This is a genomic window from Pseudomonas lundensis, from assembly GCF_015377145.2.
Classification (GTDB): Bacteria; Pseudomonadota; Gammaproteobacteria; order Pseudomonadales; family Pseudomonadaceae; genus Aquipseudomonas; species Aquipseudomonas lundensis.
Genome location: NZ_CP062158.2, coordinates 2,413,747 through 2,439,308 on the forward strand (window position 1 = coordinate 2,413,747; position 25,562 = coordinate 2,439,308).

The window sequence follows — 25,562 nt, forward strand, 5'->3', positions numbered from 1 at the left end:
AGATCACGAATGATAATGACTGCTAATTGAGAGTAAAGCGCATTAACTTTCTAAACACTTGCGCGCCATGGGCCCTGGCTGCTGCTCTTGCACCCTGCGTACCATCCGATGTCCGAGGCATTTGACTGATGAGTCCACTCTGGCAACGGTTCACTCATTCAGCGCAGCCGGCAGCAACAGGTGCATGCACAAACCGGGATGGCCATTGGTGGCCCACAACCGGCCTTGTTGCAGTTCGATGGCCCGCTGGGCAATGGCCAGCCCCAGCCCGAACCCTTCGCCTATGCAGTCGGGCAGGCGCTGATAGGGTACAAACAGGGTGTCAAGGTCTTCAGGGGCCACGCCGGGGCCTTCGTCTTTCAGGCACAAATGCCACGCATCGCCTTCACGCCAGCCGCTCAGCGTCACCGTGCCTTGCAACGGTGAATAGCGAATGGCGTTGCGCAGCAGGTTTTCCAGCGCTTGGGCCAAGCTGTCGAGGTTAACGTTGACGCAACAGTCAGTGCCCAGCAGGCAGGGCAGGCGTTCAGCGGGCCACTGGCTTTCAAAACAGGCGTCTTCGCGCAGGGCTTCCCACACCGACAGCACCAACACGGGTTCTCGGGCCAGCTGCGGGCGTTCGGTGTCGAGCCAGGCGAGGTTGAGAGTGTCTTCGAGCAACCGCTGCATGTCATCGATTTCGCGGTCCAGCCGTTGGCGCAATTGCTGGGGCGGCAGTTGGCTGTCATGGGCGATGCGCAAGCGTGCCAGCGGGGTACGCAGTTCGTGCGATAAGGTGCGCAGTAACAAGCGTTGCTGGTTGAGGCTGTTGCGCAAGCGGCTGGCCATGTGTTCAAAGGCGTGCGCCAATTCGCCCAGTTCGTCGCGGCGGTGGATCAGGGGCAGCGGCGCTTCGCTGTCCAGGTCGTCGGCGCGTAATGCGTCGGCGCGATCACGCAGTCGATTGAGTGGCACCACTAAATGTCGATACAGCACCAGGCCAAGCAGGGCCGCGAGCAGGGTCGGCATGACGCCGTGGCTGAAGACGTGGGTCCAGGCGGTCAAGCCGTTGGGCAGCAGACGCTCGGGCAGTTGAAGCACCAGTTGCCCCTGTTCCGGATGGTCCGGGAACGGGATGCTCACGTAAGGCAACTCGTCCATCAGGCGTCGACTCATGGGCCAGTCGAGTTTGCGCATGAACGTCAGTTGCTGGTAATGCGCGGGCGTGATGGGCGTGCGGCTGAGACTTTCGAGCTGCGGACCGAGCACCGCGACCCACGTCTGTTCACGGGCGGACAAGCGTTCGGTGAAGCGTTCGAGTCCCTCGCTGCCGTGCTCGCGCCAAGTGTCCTGCGCCTGCCGGGCATACGCCTGCAAATACGCGCGCTCTTGAGGCGACAGGAAATACGTACTGCGTTCGGCCGACAGGCCCCAGATCCAGATAAACCAGGTCAACAACAGGCAAAAGCTGACTTGTAACAGCGCCAACTTCCACAGCAGCGGGTGACGACGCATCAGGCGGGGTCCGACTCGACCAGAATGTAGCCCTGGCTGCGCACCGATTGTATCTGCACATGGTGCACGCCAATGGCCGCCAGTTTGCGCCGCAGGTTGCACACATGCACATCCAGACCGCGATCCAGTCGCGTGTAGATGCGGTGCAATACGTGCTGGTACAAAAAGGCTTTGCTCAAAGCCTGCCCGGCCTGTTCGCGCAAGGTCACCAGCAGGCGGAACTCCGACCCCGTGAGCCCGGCCCGGAGACCGTCGTGCAGTACATCTTGTGCGGCGTCATCGTAGCTCAGGGCACTGTGGCGAGTCGGCACGGGCGCTTGCGTGAGCATGGACATGCGCCGCAGCAGCGCGTCGGTGCGTGCATCGAGCTCCGCCAGGCTGAAAGGTTTGGGCAGGTAATCATCGGCCCCCCGGGTAAACCCGCTGATGCGGTCTTGTTCGTTGCCCAGCGCCGACATCAGCATCACCGGCACCGTTTGTTGCAGGCGCAGGGCTTCGAGCAGGCTCAGGCCATCCATGCCGGGCAACAAGATGTCCAGCAGCACCAGATCAAATGATTGAGCGCACAGCGCCTCAAGCCCTTGGGTGCCATCGACACAGGTGGTGACGGTAAACCCTCGTTGCACCAAGTGCCGTTCAAGGTCGTGGCGTAAGCGGAAATCGTCTTCGACAAGCAACAGGTGAGGGGAGGTTCGCATAAGGCACTGATTGAGAACGTTTAACATTCGCGACTATCCCACCAACGGGGATGCTGTGCAATTGCTATCTGGTTCAAGCGTCTGCGACACGGCACCGCGTTACAGCGGATCTGGCCAAGTACAGGTCGGATTCGCGCAAAAACAACGCGGCGGCTTCTGTTCGAATGATCCTCAACGACCCGCCCGCTGGCGGCTTCTGATCATCGACGCAGACACAGGTAAATGCCATGCACATGCCCAAGACCCTTCAGATCAAGAACGGCGAAAAAGTCACACCGACTTTCTCCGCTCAGGAGTATGCCAACCGTCAGGCCAAGCTGCGGGCCTACATGGCTAGCCACGGCATCGACGCGGCGGTGTTTACCTCGTACCACAACATCAATTACTACAGCGACTTTCTGTATTGCGCCTTCGGCCGTCATTATGGGCTGGTGGTGACCCAGGACAAGGTGGTGACCATCAGCGCCAACATTGACGGTGGCCAGCCATGGCGGCGTACCGTGGGCACCGAAAACATCGTGTACACCGATTGGCAGCGCGACAATTTCTTCGTCGCGATCCAGCAGGCGCTGCCTCGGGCGGGGCGCGTCGGCATCGAGTTCGATCACCTCAATCTGCTTAGTCGCGACAAGCTGGCGAGCCGCTACCCGGACGCCGAATGGGTGGACATTGCCGCGCCCTGCATGCAGATGCGCATGATCAAGTCGGCCGAAGAACACGCGATCATCCGTCAGGGCGCACGCATTGCCGACATCGGTGGCGCCGCGGTGGTCGAAGCGCTACGCGATCAGGTGCCGGAGTACGAAGTGGCGTTGCACGCGACCCAGGCCATGGTGCGCGAAATCGCCCGCACGTTCCCGGACGCCGAGCTGATGGACACCTGGACCTGGTTCCAGTCCGGCCTCAACACCGACGGCGCACACAACCCGGTGACTGCCCGCAAGGTCAATAAGGGCGACATCCTGAGCCTCAATTGCTTTCCGATGATTGCCGGGTATTACACGGCGCTGGAGCGCACGCTGTTTCTGGACCATTGCTCCGACGAGCACCTGCGTTTGTGGGAGGTCAACGTCAAGGTTCACGAGGCCGGCCTCAAACTGATCAAGCCGGGCATGCGTTGCTGCGACATCGCGCAGCAGCTCAACGCGATTTTTCTGGAACACGATTTGCTTCAATACCGCACGTTTGGCTATGGCCACTCGTTCGGCACCTTGAGCCACTACTACGGGCGCGAGGCCGGGCTGGAACTGCGAGAGGATATCGACACCGTACTGGAGCCGGGGATGGTGGTGTCCATCGAGCCGATGATCATGATCCCGCAAGGCCGGCCGGGCGCCGGAGGGTATCGTGAGCACGACATCCTGATTGTCACCGAGGAGGGCGCCGAGAACATTACGCACTTCCCGTACGGCCCGCAGCACAACATTATCCAGCGTTAAACACCTGGCGCCGCTGCCATGAGGCTTTGGCAGCGGCGCTAGGCCGTGATGTTGCACCTGCACATGCGCGCCCAGATGCGCAGTGCGTTTTGACCCATTACCCCTGCCAAGAACAACCAGAATGAGGGTAGTTGTCATGTCCTGTGTCCCGATGTTTCGCCAAGCCTTTGACCCACGCACCTCACTCACTGGAGGTGCTCGATGAGTATCCCGAGCGCAAGTCTTGCCGTGCCGCTCACGGCCCAACAGCAGCTCGAACTGAGCAGCGAGCGTAAAGCCCTGCGCCGTGCCGCCACGGCCAGTTTCATGGGCAACTTTGTCGAGTGGTTCGACTACGCGGCCTACGGTTATCTGGCCACCATCATTGCCCTGACGTTCTTCCCGCAAACCGATGCCGCGACCGGCCTGTTGGCCACGTTCGCGGTGTTTTCGCTGTCGTTTGTCGTACGACCGGTTGGCGGTCTGGTCTGGGGGCATTTTGGCGATAAATACGGGCGCCGCAGTGCGTTGTCCTGGTCGATTTTGATCATGACCGTGTCCACGTTTTGCATTGGCATCCTGCCCGGTTATGGCCAGATCGGCGTGTGGGCTCCGGCGCTGCTGCTGTTGATCCGCCTGGTGCAGGGATTTTCGGCGTCGGGTGAGTACGCGGGGGCATCGGCGTTTCTGGCGGAGTATGCCCCTGAAGGTAAGCGGGGTTTCTACACCAGTCTCGTGCCTGCCAGCACGGCCGCCGGGTTGCTGTTCGGCGCTGTGTTCGTGGCGGCGTTGCATGCATGGATGACGGTCGAGACCCTGCACGAATGGGGCTGGCGCTTGCCGTTTTTGCTGGCCGCGCCGTTTGGGCTGGTGGGGCGCTATATCCGCATGAGTTTGCAGGATTCACCCAAGTTTCTGGACATGGAACAGCGTCTGGAAGCCAAGGAATGCGCCACGCCAGCGCCGATTCGCGAGTTGCTGACGGTGCACCGGCGCAGCGTGCTGATCGGTATTGGTGCAACCTGCCTCAATGCCGTGGCGTTCTACTTGCTGCTCAGTTACATGCCGACATACCTGTCCACGGAAATGGGCATGAGCGAGGGTGATTCGTTTATCGCCTCCACGGTGTCACTGGCGACCTACATCGGGCTGATCTTCCTGATGGGCAAACTGTCGGACCGTTACGGTCGCAAGACCATGCTGCTTTTGGCGTCCGTGTTGTTCCTGGGGCTGACGTTGCCGCTCTTCGGTCTGTTGGGCAACCGCTCGCTGGTCGTGATTCTGATGATCCAGATAGCCTTTGGCGCCATCCTCGCCATGAACGACGGCACCTTGCCATGCTTCTTGGCGGAAATTTTCCCCACCCGCGTGCGCTTCAGTGGCTTTGCCTTCAGCTTCAACATTGCCAATGCGCTGTTTGGCGGCACGGCCCCGTTCATTGCGACCTGGCTGATTCACATGACGGGCAACAAAATGGCCCCGGCCTGGTATCTGCTGGCGGCGGCTGCCGTCGCGTTAGTGGCGATGCTGGCCAGCCGCGAAACCGCCCATAAAACCCTGCAAGACTGAACACCCCGAGCGCGTGCGCGCGCTCGGGGTGGTGTGACCCTCAATGCAAGGCTATGTGCTTGCGATCACCCATCGGTGACACGCCAAACAGCCGGCTGTAGCACTTGGAGAAGTGCGCAGCCGACACAAAACCGCAGGCCAGGGCGATGTCGCGCACTGGCGATTCGCTACGCAACAACAGGCCGCGCGCCCGTGCCAGGCGCAACTCCAGGTAGTACTGGCTGGGTGTGCGTTGCAAATGCTTGTGAAACAGGCGTTCCAGCTGGCGTACCGACACGTCGTTGAACCGCGCCAGTTCTTCCAGGCTCACCGGTTCTTCCAGATTGGCTTCCATGATCGCCACCACCTGACTGAGCTTGGGTTGCGAGGTCCCCAGCTTCTGGCGCAACGGCACACGCTGTTGCTCCTGGGCACTGCGGGCCCGATCACACAGCAGCAACTCTGCGGCGTGGGCGGCAATCTCTCGGCCGCCGGGTTCGCGGGCGATCAATTGCAGGGTCATGTCCATCGACGCGACACCCCCCGAGCAGGTGTAGCGGTCGCGATCCAGTTCGAACAATTGATGGGAGATGATGATCCCCGGGAAGTGGTCCTTGAGGGTTTCAATGTCTTCCCAATGAATGGTGCAGCGATACCCCTTGAGCAACCCCGCGCGGGCCAGCCAGTAACTGCCCGTGCAAATGCCGCCCAACGCCACCCGCTCATGCGCCAGTTTGCGCAGCCAGTTGAGCAGTGGGCGGCTGCTGAGGTGCGAGACGATCGGGTTGGCGCCCACCACCAGCAGGATGTCCAGCTTAGGGGCGTCTTGCATGGCGCAGTCCGGCAGAATGCGCATGCCATTGCTGGCGGTCACCGGCTCCAGACTGGGACCAATGATGAGGGTTCGAAACATCTCCCGGCGCGCGGCCATGTTGGCCATGCGCAGGGTTTCGATCGTGGACGCAAAACCAATGGTGGTGAAGTTTGGTATCACCAGTAAACCCACGGTTTTGATGGGCGCATGACTGACCGCCGGAGCTGCTGCAGACCTTGCCATCTGGCGTTTCCTCTTCACGATCCAGGACGCGTCTAGCGTCGGGGTTAACGCGCGCCTGGCAGCGCATTGGCCTGGGTCGGGGGGGCCGGATGACGCTGCAAGCAGGGCGCAGTGACCAGCAACGAAGCAATGCTCATGCCAGGGCGCCTGCATGATCCGGGTCAAGGGCGCCACGGGCAAAAGCGGTTACAAGAGCAGGGTGAGGAGTTCATAACAAAAAACGAGCACGGCCCGCGCCGAGGGGTCCACCCCAGGCCGGTGCCTTAAAGGAATATCGCCATGATTTTCAAGTTTGCGCGTCTGGCCACTGTCGGCCTGACGTTTCTTTACGCCTGTCACACCTGGGCCAGCGAGCCGGAACCGGCAACTGATCCTGGTCAGCAACCCGACGCCGATGTGGTGCAGCGCGGCCTGTACGTGGCGCAGCTCGGTGACTGTATTGCCTGCCACACCGCCAAGGGCGGGGCCGTCATGGCTGGCGGGCTGGAATTAAACACGCCCATGGGCACGATCTATTCCAGCAACATCACGCCGGACCCCGAGACCGGAATCGGTCAGTACAGTTTTGAACAGTTCGACAAAGTGATGCGTGAAGGCGTGACCCCGGCAGGCGAGAATCTCTACCCGGCCATGCCGTACCCGTCCTACGCCAAGATGACTGATGACGACATGCGCGCGCTGTACGCGTACCTGATGCAGGGCGTGACACCGGTCAAGCAGGTGAATCTGGAGGCTGAAATGAGCTTCCCGTTCAACCAGCGCTGGGGCCTGACGCTGTGGAACTGGATGTTCGTCGACAACCAACCCTTCACGCCTGACCCGTCCAGAAGCGAGGTGCTCAATCGCGGAGCCTACCTGGTGCAAGGGTTGGGGCATTGCGGTTCGTGTCACACGCCGCGGGGGCTGGCCTTTCAGGAAAAAGCCCTCAGCGATGCGGGCAGCAGTGGCAAGCATTATCTGGCGGGAGAGACGGTTGAAGCGTGGCGAGCCTTGAGCTTGCGTAATCTGTGGACCGTGGAAGACACCGTTCAACTGCTCAAGACCGGGCAAAACCGTTTTGCCACGGTGTCGGGCAACATGGCCGACGTGATCCACCACAGCACCCAGCATTTCACCGATGCGGACCTGACAGCGATCGCCAGTTACCTCAAGTCGTTGCCCGCCGGCAAGGATGACCTGCCCATGCCGGCAGTGGCCATCGAGCCCGCCAAAGCACCCGATACGTTGTTCACCACCCGTGGCGGTCTCGGTTACACGCAGTTTTGCGCGGACTGCCATCGCCCGGACGGCGGCGGGGTCAAAGGCATGTTCCCGCCCCTCAACGGCAACCCCGGCATCACCGCCGCCAACCCGACCTCCTTGTTGCACATCACCCTGACCGGCTGGCAAACCGCAGAGACCGCAACGCATCCAAGGGTCTGGACCATGCCCGGTTTTGCCCGGCTGGCCGATGATGAAATCGCTGAGATCTTGAGTTTTGTTCGCAGCAGTTGGGGCAACGACGCACCGCCGATCAATCCGGCGCAAGTGGCCAGCCTGCGCAAGCAGCTGAACCCTGACACCACGGACTCCTCGGCCTTCGTCACGCCGCGTCTGGCCAATCTGCTGACGGCCTCGAATGCCGATCAGGTGGTGCGCGGCATGCGCCTGCACCTGCAAACCAAAGCCTTGCTGCCGGACAACGTGGGCAATGCGCTGAACTGCACCAGCTGCCATTTGAACGCGGGCACGGTGGCAGACGGCTCACCGTTTATTGGCGTTTCAGCGTTCTTCCCCAGTTATGCGCCCAGGGCGGGGAAACAGATCACCCTTGAAGACCGCATCAATGGCTGTTTCCGTCGCTCCATGGACGGCAAGCCGCTGCCCGTGGCATCGCCCGACATGCAGGCGATGGTGGCGTACTTTGACTGGATGAAAATGAACACGGTGCCCGGCGATAAAGTGGCAGGGCGAGGGGTGGGAAAGGTGGATCCGGCCATCAAGCCTGATTCCGCCAACGGCCAGGCGGTCTACGCCCAGCAATGCGCGGTGTGCCACGGCGATCAGGGGCAAGGTTTGAAACACGCTGACGGGCACTTCATCTTCCCGCCGTTGTGGGGCGAAGAATCGTTCAACATCGGCGCAGGCATGGCGCGCACGTACACCGCCGCGGCGTTCGTCAAACGCAACATGCCGATCGGGTTCCATGAACGTTTCCCGCTGGGGCAGGGCGGGTTGTCGGACCAGGATGCGGTGGATGTGGCTGAGTACTTCTCGCACCAGCCGCGGCCGGATTTTCCGGACAAGGTCAAGGATTGGCCTAACGGTGGCAAGCCGGCGGATGCGCGGTATTAAGCCCTGATACCCCTCTCCCGAAAGGAGAGGGGCCTGAGCGGACCATAGGCAATCACTCATTCAAACAGCACGGCGGGTTTATCCCTTGAACCCGCCGTTCGCTAACCACGTTGTCAGCGCTTTGTCCTCCAGCGGCCGGGTAATCAGAAAACCCTGCGCCTGCGAACAGCCCCATTCGGTGATCAAACGCAGGATTTCGTTGTTCTCCACCCCTTCGGCGACCACGTGATAGTTCAAGCCTTTGGCTAACTCGATCAGGGTTTTCACCAGCCGTCGGTCTTGCGCGCTGGTTTCCAGGGTGCGCACCAGCGATTGATCCAGTTTGACGGTCTGGGCGGGCAGTTTTCGCAGGTAAGCCCAATTACTGTAGCCCGTCCCAAAGTCATCAATGGCGATGTGCAGGCCTAAACGCCGGGCGCGTTCCAGTTCGTGCAGAACGGACACGGGCTTGGACATCAAGATGCTTTCAGTCAGTTCCAGTTCGAGCATTTGAGGATCAAGGCGCCGGGCCTGGATGTGGGCCTCAATCGCATCGACCAACCGCGAATCCTGTAAGTCGTTGACCGTCACGTTCATGGCGATGCGCAGGTGCAGGCCTTGCGCCGCCCATGCCCGGGCCTGTTCGATCAGGGCATCCAGAACCCAAAACGTTATGGACTGCATCAATGCGGTTTTTTCGGCCAGAGGAATGAACTCCGCAGGGCTGACGACGCCCAGGGTCGGGTGATTCCAGCGAATCAGTGCTTCGACGCTTTCACAGGTCAATTCCGGCAGTTGGATTTTCGGTTGATACACCAGGCTCAGTTGATGCCCGCGGGTGAGGGCGTCATGGAGCGCGCTCAGGAGCATGAAGGCCCGCTGTTGGGCTGCGTCGAGTTGAGGCTCATAGCAGGCCCAGCCCACATTCTGGTCCCGGGCAGCGTCAGCGGCACTGACCACCAGGCGCAGCCAGTCCTGATCTTTCTGCGAAGCCTCTAGCACGGGCAGTACGCCCACGCCGATTTGCATCGGGATGGGGATGTGCTGGCATTCCACAGGGGTTTTGAAGTCGTCGATTATTTTTTGACACACGCTGTCAATCGCATCGTGTTCGTCAAGGATAAAACCGAATCGCGTCGGACTGACTTTGTACAGCAAGCGGCCGCTGGGAATCAGGGTCTGCAGCCGGGCCTTGATGGCGAGAATCAGGTCTTGGGCAAAGCTACAACCCAGCGCTTTGACCACATCATTCAGGGCTTGAGGCGCAATGACATCGACGCAGTAAACCAGGCTCTTTTTGCCATTGAGCAGGGTGATTCGAATGTCTTCTTCAAAACGCAGCCTGTTGAAGAGCCCTGTGGGTTGGTCCACGAAGTTGCGTGAGCGAACGCCCGAAATGCGCATCATGGCGAGTTCAGCAAAATTCACCAGCATCGCACCGTCACGCGCGCTCATGGGGGGGCGGGGGCGGGTATCAATAATGCAAAGGCTGCCCAGGTTGAACCCGTCAGCGGTTCTTAATGGCGCACTGGCGTAATAACGGATGTAAGGGCTGCCACACACAAGCTCGCTGTCTTTGAAGCGCGGATCCTGAGCGGCGTCGAGTACTTCGAACAGGCCATTCTCTGTCAGCGTGTGGGCGCAGAACGACAGGTCGCGCGAGGTTTCACGGGTGTCGAGCCCGACCTGTGCTCGGAACCATTGCCGTTGCGCTTCGACAATTGAGATTAAGGCGATGGGCGCGTCGAAATACGCGGCCGTCATGGCGACTATTTTTTCGAACGCTTCATCGCCCTCCTGGTCAGGGGGACAGAATTCAGCGACCCGTTCGAGCCGCTTGGTTTCATACGCCTGCGGGGACGCATTCTCATCCATTTTTTCACCCTGTCCTACGTTGTCCTGACACAGCTCACAAATTACCGCCCGCGTTGAGAAAATGCGATGGCTTTGCGTGCGAAGCCGATGCGCTAAAAACCGAGGGGTGGCTGTTTTTTATCCAGGGATGTATACAGGCCACTCAGTTAACCCTGTCCAATGATGACCAGAGATAAGGCCCCGGGCCGTTTCAAGGAGTGAATATGCAGGTCAAACATCGCATCGCCCTTTTTAGCTGTGCTGTAGTGGCGGCCGCCTTAACCGGCTGCGCCCATCACCCTCAATTTGCCGGGCAATCGGTCACCGATCCGCTGCTGCGACAGGACGTGATGAAAAACGTCGAGATGTTGTTCGCCGCGATGACCCAATGCCGCCGCATTGATTCCGTGAGTACGTCGATTGCCGGAATCAGTCAGCTGCCCTCCGGGGCAGTGGAGCGCGCCAATGAAATCTGGAACGTGACCGGTTGCGGCGTCTCCAAGGCCTTCACCGTCGACCTGCGCGCCGATGCCAAGGGCGAAACAGACTTCTCGGTTTCGGCCAAACCCTGATCCTGGGCTCGCCACGCGGTTATTTGACCTGTGGCAAGGGCATTTACGCCAAACACTGCTTTACTGGTCCGCATGACATGTGAGTGGCCGGTCAGGGTGTCAGCCATGACCGGCCCGGCAGATTTCAATCCGGATAAAGGAAAGCCACCATGAAAGCGCTCACCTACCAAGGGCCCGGCGAAAAAGCATGGGCCGACATCCCTAAGCCCGTCATCGATAAACCCACCGACGCCATCGTGCGAATCCTGCACACCACCATTTGCGGCACCGACCTGCACATCCTCAAAGGCGACGTGCCGGCCGTCACGCCCGGTCGCGTGCTCGGGCATGAAGGGGTCGGGGTGGTGGAAGCCGTTGGCCCGGCGATCCGTAATTTTAAACCCGGCGATCATGTGTTGATTTCCTGTGTGACGTCCTGCGGCAGTTGCCCCAACTGCCGGCGCCAGATGTATTCCCACTGCGCGGACGGTGGCTGGATCCTCGGGCACCTGATCGACGGCACGCAGGCCGAATACGTGCGAATCCCCCATGCCGATAACAGCCTGTATCCCGTACCTGCGGGCGCGGATGAACAAGCGCTGGTGATGTTGAGTGACATCCTGCCGACCGGCTTTGAAATCGGCGTGCTCGCTGGCAAGGTCAAACCGGGCGACAGCGTGGTGATTGTCGGGGCGGGCCCAGTGGGCATGGCTGCGTTATTGACGGCTCAGTTCTACTCCCCAGGGCAACTGATTATGGTCGACGGCGACAGCAACCGCCTGGAAGTGGCCAAGCGGTTCGGTGCGACGCATGTTATCGACATCAAGACCGAAAATGCCGTTGAGCGGATTTTTGAATTGACCGGCGGGGTGGGGGTGGATGTCGCCATTGAGGCGGTGGGCATCCCGGCCTCGTTCGACACATGCCAGTCAGTGATCGCACCGGGCGGCAATATTGCCAACGTCGGTGTGCATGGCAAGAGTGTCGAGTTGCACCTTGAGAAGTTGTGGATTCAGAACATCAATATTTCAACGGGGCTGGTTAATACCAACACCACGCCGATGCTAATGAAGACCGTGCAATCGGGAAAAGTAGACGCGGGGAAGTTGATTACGCACCGTTTTGCACTTAACGACATTCTTCAGGCCTATGAAGTGTTCGGCAACGCCGCCAAGGAAAAAGCCATGAAAGTAATTCTTTCGCAATAAAAGATCTTTTAAACATCAGCAACCGTTATAGAGCCGTACGGTTGATTTGCAGGCGACAAGGTTGTGAGTGTGTATAAAGCAGGCTCACACCCGCCGTTGTGCGCGTATATAAAAAACAAGTGTCCCGGGGATGGGTGCCTGACAAAAGCTGTGGATTTTGAATTCACAAGTCATTGATTTAATTAAATTATATTTTTCTATCTAATGTTATTTTTTATTCATCATGCCTTGGTTTTTTTGACAGGTTCGCCAACCGCAACTATGTTCCTTGCGGCGGAACTCACGTCATTGCCATTTTTGATAATAGGGAAATATTCATATGAAAAAGCACCTTCTGATTCTGGGTACAGCAAGTCTGGTTGCACTTTCCACGCTCGCGCAGGCTGCGGATACCAAGCAACCAGTATCTCAGTGGACGTGTGAAAGTTTCCTGGCCGTGGATGATAGCTTCCGACCTACAGCCGTAGGGTTGGGCGAAGCGGTCAACAAGTCGGGCAAAGTTGAAGATGCTGTACTGGACGTCGCAGGTGTCGAGAAAATTACACCGCTGATCGTCACCGCCTGCGAGAAGGATAAAAAGGCCAGCTTCGTGCAAAAACTGAAGGAAGAATGGGCGAAAGTTAAAAAAGACGTCTGACCCTCTGGCCTGTACTTGCTGCGAGTACAGGCCTTCCCTGATCCCATGTCCACGTGCAAGCTCTCCCTCGCACTAAATCTTCTTTGAATTTCTCTGTCTGCGTACGTTCTACATCCTTGCAGCCGCGCTTCAGCGCTTCAGGCCGTAGTAGACTGCCCGCGTTGTGTCTTTATTTGTCAGGGGAATCTTATGTTAATCAGGTCATTGGCCGAGCTTGATCGCATTCGAGACGAGTGCAAATCCATGGTGACCAAACGGTCAGCGGTCTCTGCGGGTGCGGCGGCCGTACCGATCCCCGGACTCGACATCGGCACCGATGTGGCCTTGCTGGTGGAGATGCTACCTGCCATCAACAGTAAGTTCGGTCTCACCCCGCAGCAGATCGAACAACTGGACACACGCTCCAAACGCCTGATCGTGGTGGCAGCGTCTGGCATCGGCAGCGAGATCATCGGCAAGTTTGTCAGCCGCACGCTGGTCATGTCATTGCTGCGCAAGATGGGCGTTAAAGTGGCCACCAAGTCCATCACCCGTTTCATTCCGCTGGTCGGGCAAGCCGTGGCGGCCACCATCAGCTTTGGCGTCATGAAAATGGTCGGCAACGATCACATCGAGGACTGCTACCAAGTCTGCCGTCAGGCGTTGCTGGATGAAGCCAAGCAGTCCACGGTCATCGAGATCGGGCCCGAAGATTACCGCCACGTTGACTCACCAACTCACCCGTAGACCCAGGGTGCCGCTGAGTCCTTCCTGGTTACGGCTGTCAATGTTGCTGCTGTAATCCGTACTCGCATAGACACTGACCGCAGGGTGAAGGCGGGCGACAATGCCCGCGCCGATGTCCACGGTGCTGGCGGTGTGGTCCGTGCGGGTTACGGGCTGGCCGTCATAAAGGGTGGCGTCACGGCCGCCGAAGCTGTGCCACAGGTTACTGCGCAGATAAGGCTCAACCGGGATGTTGGCGACTTCATAAGCGCCAGTCAGGCGTGCACCCACACGACCTTTCAGGTAGTCCTGGCTGTCGAAACCCACTCGCGAAATGCCATCATTGGCGCTGTCCATCGACACCCGCTGGCCAATGAGTTGCGCTTGCGGCTCGATTTGCCAGCGGTCTGACAAGGCAAGCGGGTAGCCCGCTTCAACGGACAGGCTGACACCATGCCCGTCAAGATCCAGCCTGGCCCCGCGTTCTGAACGGCTGCGTCCATCAAACCGGGTGCCCATAGCCACAACGTCAAGGTAGGCCGATTGCGGGCTGATCAAGGTCCAGTAAGCCCCCAGGCTGTCGCCATCGAGCCGAATATCACCGGCCTTGTTGTCCTTGAACCCCAGATTGAAGCCGCGCACGTCACCGTCCAGGCGCGCGTGGCTGACGAACACCCCGACGCGTTGCCGATAACCGTTGGCCTGCTCATGCCCATACAGGTCGTGACCGACTTGATAGCCGTTGATCGAGCCATCGAAACTCGGTGCAACCGTGCCCGACCAGCTCTGGCGCACCGCATTGCCGAAGGCACGGACCCAGCCTGCGGGCACCGCGTCTTTTTCTGTCAGCAGATGCTGATTGCCCTGACGCTCATGAAACGTTCCCAAGGTGGTCTGTGCCAGAAGCGCTGCGGCAGGTGGCACCACGGCATACAGCGGCACCTCCTGGCGGTACAGCACAATGCTTTCACCCGGCGCCGCCACCGGCAGCGGCGGTGTGCCTGCCGCCGGTGTCGGCGCCACAGGCGGTAAAGGGGGTTGTGGGGTCGGTTGTCCAGGCGCCGGTTGCTCCGGCACGGCGGCTACAGCAGGCGGAGTGACCACTGAAGAACGCAAGAACCAGCTGTTTTCACTGCCCGCCGTAACCCCACCCTTGAACAGGTAGTACTGATAGGCGCCTGCCGACAGGGGTTGACCCAGGGTGAACGCCCCCGCACTGCTCACAGCGCCTTGATTAGCTTCTACAACCTGAATGCCATTGGCTGCCGTCAACGCGCCCGTACCGCCCACATTGGTCACGTTGATCGACGTGGTGCCGCTAAGGGTGCCTGAGGAGACGACCAGTGCGTCCGAGGCGGCGTTGTCGCCAGCCAACACGCTGTGCAGATTGAGTCGCGCGCCGTTGCCAGTGTAGTTGCCTACAATCGTCAAACGGTCCGATGTCGATGTGCCATCGGTTGTCAGGTCAATCAGTCCTGCGTTGTTCACCGTGACGTTTTGCCCGCTGGCAAACGCTTTTATCACGCCCTGACTGGACTCGACCCGGCTGGAGGCATCAAGGTTGAACACGCCCGTGCCACTTGTGCTGTCGCCCAGCGTCAGGGTGTCGTTGAGTGTCAGGCGCGAATCTCGGGTGAGGTTGATGGTTTCCCAGTTGATATAACGGGCGCCGGTCTCAGGGGCGCTGTTCTCGATACTCAGGCTGTCGGTGCCGAGCCCGCCATCAAGGGCGGGGGTGGAAGACAGGAGCGTTTCGCTGAGGTTGGCCAGTAACGCCGTGTCGTTATCCTCGCCCATCAAGACGGCGCCCTTGATCAGGCCTGCGTCACGCCAGACGAAGCGGTCATTGCCGAAACTCAGGCGAATTTCCCCGCCGACTGTGCCGCCCGTCACGGTGACGTCATCGTCGCCACCGCTGACGCTGATATTGCCCCCGATGCTGCCCCCCGACAGGATGATCGAATCCCGGCCAAACCCGGTGACCAGATTGCCGATGATTTGACCGCCAGACATGTCGAAAATGTTGTTGTCGAGCTTCATGTCGACCCGGCCGATACTGCCGCCGGTCATGTTGGCCACATCCCCATCTTCAAACGCCCCCACGATGGTGCCGCCGGTCATCAGGAAGGTATCCCGGCCGTCGCCCTGGGCAAGCGACTGGATCTGCCCGCCGCTCATCACAAAGTCATCAATGCCATCGCCTTGATTGACGACGCCGGTGATCAGCCCGCCATGCACCGTGATGCTGTCAGCCCCCGCCCCGAAGGTCACCGGGCCATTGATGCTGCCCGTGCTGTTGACGGGCAGTACCAGCGCGTTGTTACCCGACAAATCGATCAGCGAAGGCGCCGTGCCACTGTCACAGACGAAGCTGTCGTCACCGGCCGTGGGGCTGAACGTGCAGGCGGCATGGGCGTCATGCACAGCAAGGCTGAGCAGCGAGAGGGTGAAAAGCTGGCATTTTAGGCTGCGGGTCATGGGCACCATCCTGAAGCGATTCAAGGTTCCATCGAAACGCACCATCTCTGCGGATGGTCGAACTTAATGGGGTTATAAACCCATTGAATGCCCCGGATAAGCTGTCAAAAGTGACAGCTTGTGGTGCTCATGTTTGCGCTGTTTACTGGCAGGCTCGATCAACCTGCTCAACCATCAGCGATAGCAGGCCAGATTGACGGGGCTAGCGGGCTGCGCTAAAGCGTTTAAAACGAACCCTCTTGCTCGGGGATGATCCAAGTGTCATCGGTTCACGGCTAAAGGAGCGCCTCATGAAACCCCTCGTCTACGGTCTTTTGCTGTTGTTGACCAGCTGTGGCGTCACCGCACAGGCAGAATCTGGCAATCGCGCCCCGGTATTGGCGCAGAACACGGTCCAGACCACTCCGGCGCCCCCTGACAACACCTTGCGGCGTATCAACCCCAATAGCCGCCAGGGCAGCACCTCCAGCGCTCCACCCGTGCGCGGAGCCACTACCTTGCCAACGCCCCCTGTGCCAAGCCTCGAAAATGGCCAGATCCGCAACGGTTATCCGCGCCCCACAACACCGCCCGCGACACTCAAGCCCACGGCGCCGTCACTGCAACGGCAAAACACGCGTTAATCACACAAGGATTGGCAGATGCTGAAGAAAACCCTGCTGGTAACGCTGTGCGCCACGTCATTGTGCACGGCAACACTCACGGTCCATGCGCAGAACTTTTCGTCTGAACAGGGCGCACTGACAGTGGATACGGTCATCGGTGGCCTCAACCACCCTTGGGCACTGGCTTTTTTGCCGCAAAGGCAAGGCATTCTGGTGACCGAGCGGCCGGGCAATCTGCGGGTTGTCAGCCCCGACGGCAAACTTTCGGCCCCCCTCGGTGGCGTGCCGCAGGTCTGGGCCAAGGGCCAGGGCGGGTTGTTGGACGTCGTGCTATCGCCCAACTTCGCTAGCGATCGGCTGGTGTATTTGTCCTACGCCGAAGGTGGCGAAGAAGAGGGCAAGGCCGGCACCGTTGTAGGGCGTGGGCGGCTGTCAGACGACCTCACCAAGTTGAGCAATTTTGAAGTCATTTTTACGCAGGCGCCCAAGCTCTCTACCGGCAACCACTTCGGCTCACGCCTGGTGTTTGACCGTGACGGATATTTGTTTATTGCGCTGGGTGAAAACAACCAACGCCCGACCGCGCAGGATCTCGACAAACTTCAAGGCAAAGTCGTGCGGATTTTCCCTGACCGGCGCGTGCCGGACGACAATCCCTTTGTCGATCAAGCCAAGGTGCGCCCGGAGATCTGGTCCTACGGCCATCGCAACCCACAGGGGGCAGCTCTCAACCCCTGGACCGGGGCTTTGTGGGCCCATGAGCATGGGCCAAAAGGTGGGGACGAAATCAACCTGATCGAACGCGGCAGCAACTATGGCTGGCCCATGGCAACCCATGGCATGGATTACTCCTCCACACCTATTCAGGAAGCCCAGGGTTCAGCGGTCGAAGGCATGAAAGGCCCGATTCATGTTTGGGAAAAGTCCCCCGGCATCAGTGGCATGGCGTTTTATGACGCCACGCGTTTCAAGCCCTGGCAGCACAATGTGTTCATTGGCGCATTGGCTGACCGCAACCTGATCCGCCTGCAACTGGAGGGGGACAAAGTCGTGCATCAAGAGCGCCTGCTGGGCGAATTGAACTCGCGGATTCGCGACGTCCGGCAAGGTCCGGACGGTTATCTGTATGTGCTGACCGATGAAAAAGACGGTGCGCTTTATCGCGTGGGTCTGCAGTAGCGTGAATACAGCTGCGGGCGCCACCCCGTATGGCCGTGGCGCCCCATAAGCCGTTACTCGGCAACGGCCTGCTTGATTTGCTTGGAGGCCGACCAGATGCGATAGCGCACTTCAATGTCCTTGGGCACGTACAGCACGATCGGTAACTTGCTGTTGTAACGCAGCATGAAACCATCCCCCACGACCGGCACGAATTCAGCGTGGGTTTTGCCTTCAGGGCAGGCCATCAGCGTTGTCGCCGGGCCGCTGACCTTGTTCAGGCGATACATAGGGTAACCCCAGCCTTTGAGCGTTTTCTCTTCCAGCTTGCCGCCCAGGCGTTGCTTGTTGCAATCCACTTGCAGGGTCTTGCCGGCAATGATCTGGACTTTGTAATCGTCTTCATTTTTCTGCGTCGGCAAATGAATGACTTGTCGGCTAAAGCCCTTATCGGCTTTAGGGTAGGGCGCCACGTCTTCCAGTTTGGCGGCGTTGGCAACGCCGCTCAGCGTACTCAACGAAAACAACAGTGCCGCGCTGATGACCAGTGGTTTCATGATGTGTCCTTAAATTCAGTGCAGAAAGAAAGCGTCCGGTTGGATCACGAAAACACCGGAAAGTGCCATAGTTTTGCCATGAGCCCGGTTTTGTTGCAAACCGGGTCATCGTCACGTGCCGCCATAGCGCCTGCGATCATCAAAAACGCAGGCAATTGCGCAGGCCCGGGATAGATCGCTTCTCGCCAGTGTCGAAGTGCCAGTAAACTGCGTTTTTTCCTCCGAATCATATATTTCCCGAGGTTTTCATGACACTCAGTCCTCTTGCGGGCAAACCGGCTCCAGCCCACTTGCTGGTCGATATTGCACGACTGGTGACCGCTTATTACACCGGTCAGCCCGATGCCAGCATTGCGACCCAGCGCGTCGCGTTCGGAACGTCCGGTCATCGCGGCAGCTCGTTTGAGTTGAGTTTCAATGAGTGGCATGTATTGGCCATCAGCCAGGCCATTTGCCTGTACCGTCAAGCGAAGGGTATCAATGGCCCGCTGTTCGTTGGCATCGACACCCACGCGCTGTCGACCCCGGCCGGGGCGAGCGCGCTGGAGGTTTTTGCCGCCAATGGTGTCGAGACCATGATTGCCGCCGCTGACGAATACACCCCGACCCCCGCCATTTCCCACGCCATCCTTTGCTATAACCGCGGGCGGACGTCTGGCCTTGCGGATGGCGTGGTGATTACGCCTTCGCATAACCCGCCTGAAAGTGGCGGCTTCAAATACAACCCGCCCAACGGTGGCCCGGCGGACACTGACGTCACTAAGTGGATCGAAGCTAAAGCCAATGAATTGCTGGCTGCCCGCCTGTCGGGGGTCAAACGGATCAGCTATGAGCAAGCGCTCAAAGCCAGTACCACGCACCGTCACGATTACCTGAACACCTATGTGGCGGACCTGAAAAACGTCATCGACATGGATACCCTGCGCAACGCCAACCTGCGCCTGGGGGTTGACCCGCTGGGCGGCGCAGGCGTGCGCTACTGGTCAGCAATCGGCGAGCATTACGGCTTGAACCTGGAGGTCGTGAACACCGCCGTCGACCCGACGTTCCGATTTATGTGCGTCGACTGGGACGGGCGAATCCGCATGGACCCGTCCTCCAGCTATGCCATGCAAGGCCTGATCGGCCTGAAAGAACGCTTTGATGTGGCCTTTGCCTGCGACCCGGATCATGACCGCCATGGCATCGTGACCCCGTCGGGTGGGCTGTTGGCGCCGAACAATTACCTTGCCGTCTCCATCGACTACCTGTTCCGCAATCGCCCGCAATGGCGCGCCGATGCGGCCGTGGGCAAAACCGTGGTCAGCAGTGGCTTGATTGATCGGGTGGCCGCGCGCCTTGGGCGTCGTCTGTACGAAGTCCCCGTGGGCTTCAAGTGGTTTGCCGATGGGCTGTTTGAAGGCTCGCTCGGCTTTGGTGGCGAAGAAAGTGCCGGGGCATCGTTCTTGCGGCGCGATGGCAGCGTCTGGTCGACCGACAAGGACGGCTTGATTCCGTCTTTGCTGGCTGCAGAAATGACGGCACGCACGGGGCGTGATCCGTCGCAGTTGTACCAGCAGATGACCGACGATCTGGGTCAGCCGTTCTCAACCCGCGTAGACGCCAAGGCGACGCCCGCGCAAAAGGCGCTGTTGGGCAAGTTGTCCCCGGAACAGGTCAAGTCGACGACCTTGGCCGGAGAAGCCATTACCCAAATCCTCAGCCATGCCCCCGGCAATCAGCAGGCTATTGGTGGCCTGAAGGTCATGACCGAAAACGGCTGGTTCGCGGCGCGTCCTTCGGGCACTGAAGACATCTACAAGATTTACGCTGAAAGCTTTATCGGCGACGCGCATCTCAGCCGACTGGTTGAAGAAGCTCAAGTGCTGGTCGATGCCGCTATCGCCTGACCCCACTGCAAAAAAAGCCTGATCCCTTTGCGGGGACCAGGCTTTTGCGCAAGGGCGGGGCTCAGCCCTGGGTGTTGAGTTGCACCCCTTGTTGCATCTGTTCGTTGCACGCTCGTGCTTCTTGCAGCATCGCCTCGAAGGGCGCGCTCATGATCGCGTCATGGCTCAGCCAACTGTGTTTTTGCGTCACTGAATACAGGTAGCGGTACTCACCTTTATTGCGCTGGCTGCTCAGTTCCAGGTCGAACCAGGGCGAGTTGACCGTGCAGGTGGCGATGACCTTGGCCACCTTGGCGCCCGAGAGGGTGATGTCGTAAGTCATCTTTTCCGGATCGCCCAGGTACAAATCCGCCAATTGCCCGGTGCGCCGATAGTTCATCAGGCTGTCCCAGCGCTCGGTCATGAAGGCGGGTTTATACATGAGTTGCCCGCCCAGATTCTCCAACGGGCGCAGGTTGGTCAGACTGGCGTGAACCGTGTAACGCTCCGGGACCACGAAACCGGTTTTTTCACGGGTGATGTTGCAGTCGCTGATCTCTTTGCCAAAGTTGTTACACAGGTTCAGGTCTGTGGCCGAGACCCCGGAATCGGTGTCGGCATAGCTCAGTTGCATCAGCATCATTTGCCCCATCTGCACCTGCGCCGTGGTGCGCGCCTGACCTTCTCGATTGAAGTGTTCAAACTTCTTGACGTCCATGCTCACCGTGGCGGGGGCTTCGGGGATGTGTTCCTGACGCACCGCGCCCTGTTCATCGATGACCAGCGCCCAGCGGTCCTGGATGTCCGGCATGCTGCGGCCCGGCATGAACACCGGATTGGTCGGGTCCAGCCACCAGACGTGGCCATTGACCTCGGCACGCACGATGGCGTGGTTGGCCGAGCTGGTGCCGGGCAACAACAGGCCCAGCGGGTTTGTACCCCGGCTGACCCAGGTGGTCTGCGCGTGGATGCCGCTGGCTTTCAACAGGGCCGTCAGCAGCACCGACAAATCCTTGCAGTCGCCGTACCCGCGCGCTTCGATCTCACTCAGGCTGAAGGGCACATACCCTCGGTCGGTGGCGCGCCAGTCGCCCATGTAGCGGTATTGATCATGGATATAGCGCATCAAGCCCGAGACTTGCTGTTCAGGCGGTAACCCTTTGAGCCCCGCGACGGCTTTTGCGGCGCCGTCAGGCAGGCGCGCAGCAAGGATGTCGTTGTAGCGCTTGGCGAGCGGGCCGAAGTGATCCTGTAACTGGCTGGAGCTGCCGATTTCAAGCCGCGGCACCTGGCGGATGTAACCATTGTTGGCTTCGTTGATGTAGTTCACAAAGCGCGGTTTCTTTTGCTCGACCACCAGGGTTTTGTGATCGGCCGACGGGGTGAAGGTGAAGTCCTCCATCAGCTCGCTGCGCCAGACAATGGGCTGCTCGGCGGTGAACGTGCCTTTGAACACATCGGTGCGAACCGGGCTCGGGCCGAAGGTCAACGCGTAATGGAAGTGCTCCATCAACGGTTTGGCCGTGGTGTGTTCGCGCACGGTATAGGTGATGGTCGTACCGACGCGCAGGTTGGGAAACGCAATGGAGGTTTGTTTGGCCCGCAAAAAGCCCTGATCCGGGTTGGGAGCCATGCGCGTGTCGATTTGCGATTCGGCCAGTGGCTGCGGTTGGCCACCGGGCTGGACTGAGTGGGCGTCGATAATCTCCAGCCGGTCCGTTTCAGGGAAGCTGAAATCAATGCGCGACAGCATCTCTCGCCCATTGTTGGTCAGGATCGTGTAGCGGTAGGTGGTGCTGCAGTCGCTGCTGGTGTCTCTGTTGAAATGGCACGTTCGTTGTGTTTCACCGGCCAGCGCAGCGTCTGACTCGGGTTGCAATGCCGCAAACGACGGCAGGCTGACCATCCCCAATGTTGCGCAAATCAATGATTTGCTGAAAGTAAAGCGGTGCATGAGCGCCTCAGGTTATTCCCTTAAAACAGCACCCTGCTACGTTTTATTGGTCGTTGAATGGCGGTGGAGGGTGCTGCGCGAGCGGCGGATGATAATCGATCTCAACTGTAATTTCTATAATGTCGGACAATTAAAATCGCTGAAAGGCCCGAGATAGAGCCTTCGCTCTATTTTTAGGCGGCCGGTAGGGGCTGGCACACGTCGACCCACTGCGCATTAACCAGCGCCGCGAGCCGGCTGGGACATATCTTCACGGCCGTGTGCGTGGCCCCGGCGGCGGGCATGACTTCGGTGTAGCTTTTCAGGGAAATGTCGCAGTACACCGGCAGCGCTGTCGCCAGCCCAAAAGGGCACACACCACCGACGGGATGACTGGTGAGTGCCACCACGGTTTCGGCATCCAGCATTTTGGCTTTGCTGCCCAGGGCCTCTTTGATTTTTTTGTTATCGATCCGCGCGTCACCCCGGGCGACCAACAGCACATTGCGCTCACCGACGCGAAAGGCCAGGGTCTTGGCGATCTGACCGGGCTCGACCCCGTGGGCTTCGGCGGCCAATGCGACCGTCGCCGTGCTGGTGGCCAATTCGATGATGTGCAGGTCGGGGGCGTTGGTGCTGAAGAATGCACGGACGGATTCAAGGCTCATCGGGCTTCGCTCCTAAAGATAAAAGCCTGAATCTAGGGTCTGTTCCCGTTTCATTGCAAGCGATGAAACGGGAACAGACCCTTGTGAGGCCGCAGGCGCACGGTCAATGCGCCTTGCGGCGGTGTCGCGTTTAAATGTCCAGGCAGATTTTGCCGAAATGTTGGTTGGTTTCCTGGTATTTAAAGGCTTCGACGATATCTGTCAGCGGGAAGTGACGGTCAATGACCGGGCGCATGCCGTTGGCATTGATGGCGCGGATCATGTCTTGCTGCTGGCTGCGGCTACCGACCAGCACGCCTTGCAGGCGCACTTGTTTGACCAGCGCAGGCACGAAGTCCATGGCGCCGCTGACACCGCTCAAAATACCAATGATCGAGATGTGACCGGCAACGCGCACAGCAATCATCGACTGTTCGAGGGTCGCGGGGCCGCCCACTTCAATGATGTGATCGACGCCACGGCCACCGGTCAGTGCCCGGGCTGTCTCACCCCAACGGGTGTCTTTGCGGTAGTTGATGACGTGGTCGGCGCCCAGCGCTTTGAGGCGCTCCAGCTTCTCGTCGCTGGAGGAGGTGGCAATCACTGTGGCACCGGCCATTTTCGCGAATTGCAAGGCAAAGATTGAAACCCCGCCCGTGCCCTGTACCAGCACAGTATCGCCAGGCTTGAGCGAATCGTCGGCCATCAGCGCGCGCCAGGCCGTGAGGCCAGCGGTGGTCAGGGTCGAGGCTTCAGCGTGGCTATAACCGGTCGGTGCCAGCGTGAACGCGGTAGCTTTGGCTGTCACTTGCTCACGGGCGTAGCCGTCAATGCCATCCCCCGGCACGGTGACAAACCCCTCCACCTGCGGCGTGCCGTCAATCCACTCAGGGAAGAAGGTGCTGACCACCGAATCGCCGACCTTAAACTCGGTCACGTCCGGGCCAACCGCGATCACTTCACCGGCGCCATCGGCCATCGGAATACGCTGTTCAGTCGGCCCCCACATGCCGCTGACGACGGCGAAATCGTGGTAGTTCAGGGAGTTGGCATGCAGGCGCACAGTGATTTCGCCGCCTGCGGGCGCGCGCACTTCGCTGCTGCCGACCACCACGTTGTCGTAGCCACCACCGGGTTGGACGAAAATGGTTTTAGTGCTCATGGACAGTCCTCATATTTTTACATTACGCAAAACGACGAAATGTATAGGTAAAAATTACAACTCGATTTTCAGCCTAGCCGCAAAGTCATCAATCGCCTGCTCGTTGCGCCGGTAATAGGTCCACTTGCCGATGCGCGTGGTCAACACAAAGCCGGCACGCTGCAAGATGGCCAGATGCGCCGAGGCGGTAGAAGGTGAAAGCCCTGCCTTGTGCTGCAAGTGCGTCACGCACACACCGATCGCAGGATCGCCGTGATCCTGTGGCGGAAAATGGGTCAGTGGGTCTTTGAGCCACTCCATCATTTGCATGCGAGTGTCATTGCCCAGCGCTTTGAGCTGTTCGAGAATCATGGGCGGCGATATTACGCCTTTTAACGAAATGTTCAACCCGTCGTCTTGATCGGCGGGGCGCGGCAATGGCGCGCAGGCGGGCCGGATGTTTTGCAATTCAAAGGTCAATCCTGTATTTGTTGCGCCATTGAGCCTTGGCCAAGGCTCGCCTGTCTTATGAACCTGCCCCTCAGGAACCATGATGCCTAACCAGTTCCCCGCTGTTCGCCCGCGTCGTTTGCGGCGCTCCCAAACCCTTCGCGACATGTTCCAGGAAACCGAATTCAGCCTTAATGACCTGGTGTTGCCGATTTTCGTCGAAGAAGAGATCGACGACTTTGTGCCGATCACCAGCATGCCGGGCGTCATGCGCATCCCTGAGTCGAAACTGGCGGGCGAGATCGAGCGGTACGCGCGGGCCGGTATCAAGTCGGTGATGCTGTTTGGTGTTTCACACCATCTGGACGCCACCGGCAGCGATGCCATGCGTGAAGACGGGCTGGTGTCGCGCATGGTGCGCATCAGCAAAGACGCGGCACCGGACATGGTGGTCATGAGCGACACTTGCTTCTGCGAATACACCTCCCATGGCCATTGCGGTGTGATGCACGACCATGGCGTGGACAACGACGCCACCCTGATCAATCTCGGCAAGCAAGCCGTGGCCGCGGCGGCGGCGGGCGCTGACTTCATCTCGCCTTCGGCCGCGATGGATGGCCAGGTGCAAGCGATCCGCAGTGCGCTGGACGGCGCCGGTTTTCTGGACACCTCGATCATGGCGTATTCCACCAAGTTCGCCTCGGCCCTGTACGGCCCGTTCCGCGAAGCCGGTGGCAGCGCGTTGAAGGGCGACCGCAAGTCATACCAGATGAACCCGATGAACCGCCGTGAGGCGATTCGCGAGTCCTTGCTGGACGAGCAGGAGGGCGCTGACGTGTTGATGGTCAAACCGGCCGGGGCGTACCTGGACATCATTCGCGACATCCGTGAAGCCTCGCGTTTGCCACTGGCGGCGTATCAGGTCAGCGGCGAGTACGCGATGATCAAGTTCGGCGCCCAGGCGGGAGCCATCGATGAAGCCCGCGTGGTGCGTGAAAGCCTGGGTTCGATCAAGCGTGCCGGCGCCGACATGATCCTCACTTACTTTGCGATGGACCTTGCCCTGCAAGGCATTTAAATCGCCAGCGGCGAACCGCGCACCCGCGCAGTTTGCCGCCATTTACACCTTTCTTGACGTCCATCAATAACGCTGCGGCGCTTTTTGTCATATTCCTTAGGGTTGATTTTTCCTCGCGTGCGAGCGGAAGTTGGCTATGGTCATTAGATAAAAAAGCCTGAGCG

21 protein-coding genes are annotated in these 25,562 nt (G+C 59.5%); 11 read left to right on the forward strand and 10 right to left on the reverse strand.

Translation table 11 applies throughout. The features are described from left to right. Positions 1–150 precede the first annotated feature (150 nt). Positions 151–1,494 (reverse strand): HAMP domain-containing sensor histidine kinase, encoded by a 1,344-nt coding sequence (locus tag IF654_RS11400; protein ID WP_047282431.1) that lies wholly within the window; start codon positions 1,492–1,494, stop codon positions 151–153. After that, on the reverse strand, positions 1,494–2,192 hold the full coding sequence (locus tag IF654_RS11405; RefSeq protein WP_047274703.1) for a response regulator transcription factor: 699 nt from the start codon (positions 2,190–2,192) through the stop codon (positions 1,494–1,496). The genes IF654_RS11400 and IF654_RS11405 overlap by 1 nt, the downstream gene beginning before the upstream one ends. Before the next feature lie 227 nt (positions 2,193–2,419). On the opposite strand from IF654_RS11405, the gene IF654_RS11410 reads away from it, so the two are divergent. Both IF654_RS11410 and IF654_RS11415 read left to right on the forward strand, forming a co-directional pair. Then, the gene (locus tag IF654_RS11410; protein ID WP_194862458.1) at positions 2,420–3,631 is read left to right on the forward strand and encodes a M24 family metallopeptidase; all 1,212 of its coding nucleotides are present in this window, start codon (positions 2,420–2,422) and stop codon (positions 3,629–3,631) included. Positions 3,632–3,832: 201 nt separating this feature from the next. After that, on the forward strand, positions 3,833–5,179 hold the full coding sequence (locus tag IF654_RS11415) for an MFS transporter (protein WP_194862457.1): 1,347 nt from the start codon (positions 3,833–3,835) through the stop codon (positions 5,177–5,179). Between the two features lie 40 nt (positions 5,180–5,219). Here the strand turns inward: IF654_RS11415 and IF654_RS11420 are convergent, their stop codons facing one another. Beyond that, a complete protein-coding gene (locus tag IF654_RS11420; protein WP_047274700.1) occupies positions 5,220–6,215 on the reverse strand; it encodes a GlxA family transcriptional regulator in 996 nt (331 codons plus the stop codon). A gap of 279 nt (positions 6,216–6,494) precedes the next feature. Here IF654_RS11420 and IF654_RS11425 point away from each other — a divergent pair, with 279 nt between their 5' ends. After that, the gene (locus IF654_RS11425) at positions 6,495–8,549 is read left to right on the forward strand and encodes a c-type cytochrome (protein ID WP_194862456.1); all 2,055 of its coding nucleotides are present in this window, start codon (positions 6,495–6,497) and stop codon (positions 8,547–8,549) included. Positions 8,550–8,627: 78 nt separating this feature from the next. Here IF654_RS11425 and IF654_RS11430 read toward each other — a convergent pair whose 3' ends face one another. Next, the gene (locus IF654_RS11430; RefSeq protein WP_194862455.1) at positions 8,628–10,403 is read right to left on the reverse strand and encodes a sensor domain-containing phosphodiesterase; all 1,776 of its coding nucleotides are present in this window, start codon (positions 10,401–10,403) and stop codon (positions 8,628–8,630) included. A gap of 203 nt (positions 10,404–10,606) precedes the next feature. Here IF654_RS11430 and IF654_RS11435 point away from each other — a divergent pair, with 203 nt between their 5' ends. The 4 genes from IF654_RS11435 (at position 10,607) to IF654_RS11450 (ending at position 13,504) form a co-directional block, all read left to right on the forward strand. Next, entirely contained in the window at positions 10,607–10,954 is a 348-nt protein-coding gene (locus IF654_RS11435) for a hypothetical protein (RefSeq protein ID WP_047274697.1), read from the forward strand. Positions 10,955–11,103: 149 nt separating this feature from the next. Beyond that, positions 11,104–12,141, forward strand: a complete 1,038-nt coding sequence (locus IF654_RS11440) for a zinc-dependent alcohol dehydrogenase family protein (RefSeq protein ID WP_047274696.1) — start codon at positions 11,104–11,106, stop codon at positions 12,139–12,141. A 319-nt stretch (positions 12,142–12,460) separates the two neighbouring features. Then, a complete protein-coding gene (gene hdeA, locus IF654_RS11445) occupies positions 12,461–12,778 on the forward strand; it encodes an acid-activated periplasmic chaperone HdeA (RefSeq protein WP_047274695.1) in 318 nt (105 codons plus the stop codon). Positions 12,779–12,967: 189 nt separating this feature from the next. Further along, the gene (locus tag IF654_RS11450) at positions 12,968–13,504 is read left to right on the forward strand and encodes a hypothetical protein (protein ID WP_047274694.1); all 537 of its coding nucleotides are present in this window, start codon (positions 12,968–12,970) and stop codon (positions 13,502–13,504) included. Here the strand turns inward: IF654_RS11450 and IF654_RS11455 are convergent. Next, the gene (locus IF654_RS11455) at positions 13,487–15,961 is read right to left on the reverse strand and encodes an autotransporter family protein (RefSeq protein ID WP_230683792.1); all 2,475 of its coding nucleotides are present in this window, start codon (positions 15,959–15,961) and stop codon (positions 13,487–13,489) included. The two genes, IF654_RS11450 and IF654_RS11455, sit on opposite strands and share 18 nt — an antisense overlap. 290 nt (positions 15,962–16,251) lie before the next feature. Here IF654_RS11455 and IF654_RS11460 point away from each other — a divergent pair, with 290 nt between their 5' ends. Both IF654_RS11460 and IF654_RS11465 read left to right on the forward strand, forming a co-directional pair. Then, positions 16,252–16,584: a hypothetical protein gene (locus tag IF654_RS11460; protein ID WP_052892163.1), complete on the forward strand. Its 333-nt coding sequence runs from the start codon at positions 16,252–16,254 to the stop codon at positions 16,582–16,584. 18 nt (positions 16,585–16,602) lie between these two features. Next, a complete protein-coding gene (locus tag IF654_RS11465) occupies positions 16,603–17,745 on the forward strand; it encodes a PQQ-dependent sugar dehydrogenase (RefSeq protein ID WP_047282425.1) in 1,143 nt (380 codons plus the stop codon). Between the two features lie 53 nt (positions 17,746–17,798). Here IF654_RS11465 and eco read toward each other — a convergent pair whose 3' ends face one another. Continuing rightward, a complete protein-coding gene (gene eco, locus IF654_RS11470) occupies positions 17,799–18,281 on the reverse strand; it encodes a serine protease inhibitor ecotin (protein ID WP_047274691.1) in 483 nt (160 codons plus the stop codon). Positions 18,282–18,529: 248 nt separating this feature from the next. On the opposite strand from eco, the gene pgm reads away from it, so the two are divergent. Next, positions 18,530–20,170, forward strand: coding sequence for a phosphoglucomutase (alpha-D-glucose-1,6-bisphosphate-dependent) (gene pgm, locus IF654_RS11475; RefSeq protein ID WP_047280656.1), 1,641 nt, complete (start codon positions 18,530–18,532; stop codon positions 20,168–20,170). Between the two features lie 61 nt (positions 20,171–20,231). Here pgm and IF654_RS11480 read toward each other — a convergent pair whose 3' ends face one another. From IF654_RS11480 to IF654_RS11495, 4 genes are all read right to left on the reverse strand, one after another. Then, positions 20,232–22,103: a DUF3857 domain-containing transglutaminase family protein gene (locus IF654_RS11480; RefSeq protein WP_047282424.1), complete on the reverse strand. Its 1,872-nt coding sequence runs from the start codon at positions 22,101–22,103 to the stop codon at positions 20,232–20,234. Positions 22,104–22,276: 173 nt separating this feature from the next. Continuing rightward, entirely contained in the window at positions 22,277–22,750 is a 474-nt protein-coding gene (locus IF654_RS11485; RefSeq protein ID WP_047274688.1) for a YbaK/EbsC family protein, read from the reverse strand. 130 nt (positions 22,751–22,880) lie between these two features. After that, the gene (locus IF654_RS11490) at positions 22,881–23,891 is read right to left on the reverse strand and encodes a zinc-dependent alcohol dehydrogenase family protein (RefSeq protein ID WP_047274687.1); all 1,011 of its coding nucleotides are present in this window, start codon (positions 23,889–23,891) and stop codon (positions 22,881–22,883) included. Positions 23,892–23,945: 54 nt separating this feature from the next. Then, positions 23,946–24,242 (reverse strand): ArsR/SmtB family transcription factor, encoded by a 297-nt coding sequence (locus IF654_RS11495; protein ID WP_047274754.1) that lies wholly within the window; start codon positions 24,240–24,242, stop codon positions 23,946–23,948. 181 nt (positions 24,243–24,423) lie between these two features. Between IF654_RS11495 and hemB the strand changes: the two genes are divergently transcribed. After that, positions 24,424–25,398: a porphobilinogen synthase gene (gene hemB / locus IF654_RS11500; RefSeq protein ID WP_047274686.1), complete on the forward strand. Its 975-nt coding sequence runs from the start codon at positions 24,424–24,426 to the stop codon at positions 25,396–25,398. Positions 25,399–25,562 lie beyond the last annotated feature (164 nt).